1 protein-coding gene is annotated in these 1,313 nt (G+C 61.8%); it reads right to left on the bottom strand.

What is annotated here, in order from left to right:
* Positions 1 to 145: 145 nt before the first annotated feature.
* Positions 146 to 1,132 carry an IS5 family transposase gene (locus LCI23_RS20435; RefSeq protein WP_224948275.1) on the bottom strand — a complete coding sequence of 329 codons (987 nt, stop codon included), beginning with the start codon at positions 1,130 to 1,132 and terminating at the stop codon, positions 146 to 148.
* Between the last annotated feature and the right edge of the window lie 181 nt (positions 1,133 to 1,313).

The following is a 1,313-nucleotide window of genomic DNA, read 5'->3' as shown; positions in this document are numbered from 1 at the left end:
GGAAGCGCTGAACAAATAGGTTGTGTGGCCGTTCCGACGTGACAAGACCTGCACCAGACCGGACCGTGGTCGAGATCAGCTATTTTTCGCGCTCCAGCTTGGGCGTCACGCTCGTTTTTGCGTGCTGTGGCACGCGTTTCCCCGCTCAGGACGGAGTTCGGGCGTGCGCGGTCCCAAAGGTTCGGCCAGCCAACACCAGGTTCGCGAACGCGAACAAGGTGTGCAGCTGCGCCGTGTTCTTCTCCAGGCCGCGGTAACGCGTCTTGCGATGCCTGAACAGGTTCTTCAGCACATGAAACGGATGCTCAACCTTCGCGCGCACGCTGGCCTTGGCCTTTTCCAGTTTCTCTTTCATTCGGCCCAACGGGTTTTTCTTCATGGCTTTGCGGACGCTGCGCTTCATCGCGATGTGCCAGGTCACTGCCTTGGCTGCGTTCTCGGGCCGCTTGTCGGCGCCCTGGTAGCCGGCGTCACCGAACACCATCGTCTCGTCGCCGTGCAGCAGCTTGTGGGTCTGCGTCACGTCGGACACGTTGCCGGCAGTGGTCACCAAGGTATGCGCCAGGCCCGACTTGGCATCGACGCCGATATGGGCCTTCATGCCGAAGAACCAGTTCTTGCCCTTCTTCGACTGGTGCATCTCCGGATCGCGCTTCTCGTCCCGGTTCTTGGTCGAAGGCGGCGCCGCGATCAAGGTCGCGTCGACGATGGTCCCTTCGCGCATCATCAAGCCTTTGCTGGCTAAATGTCCGTTGATCTCATCGAAGATCCTGCGCGTCAGGTTGTGTTTCTCGAGCAGGCGGCGGAACTTGAGCAGTGTCGTTGCGTCCGGCGCCGACTCGTGCGTCAGGTCGATGCCGACAAAGCCGCGGATCGCCTGGCTGTCGTAGATCGCATCCTCGATGCCTTCGTCCGACAGGCCGAAACATTGCTGCGCGATGTACATGCGCAGCATCCGCTCGAGACCGACTGGCGGCCGGCCGCGTCCCTCGCCCTTCGGGTAGTACGGCAACAGCGCAGCGACCAGTGCCGGCCAAGGTGTCACAGCCTCGATCTCGGCCAGGAACCGGTCACGTCGGGTCTGCTTCTTCTTGTTGGTGAATTCGGCGTCGGAGAACGTGGTTTGCTTCATGGCGGCTCGGCAGGAATCGAAGACGTCATTGTGCCAGCTCGGACGTCAGCCGGGATCGGTCGACGATTAAATCAGCGTTTCCCTAGGGCTTGCAGGGTGGGTGGGCAAATGACGGTACTGGCAGCCTGTGCGGCTGTTCATGTTGCAACGATCGCCGCGTGGGGGGGCAAGCCCCCCCCCC

It is taken from the genome of Massilia sp. MS-15 (assembly GCF_020176695.1).
Taxonomy (GTDB): Bacteria; Pseudomonadota; Gammaproteobacteria; order Burkholderiales; family Burkholderiaceae_D; genus Telluria; species Telluria hydrophila.
This window is presented reverse-complemented; position numbering and strand designations above follow the sequence as displayed.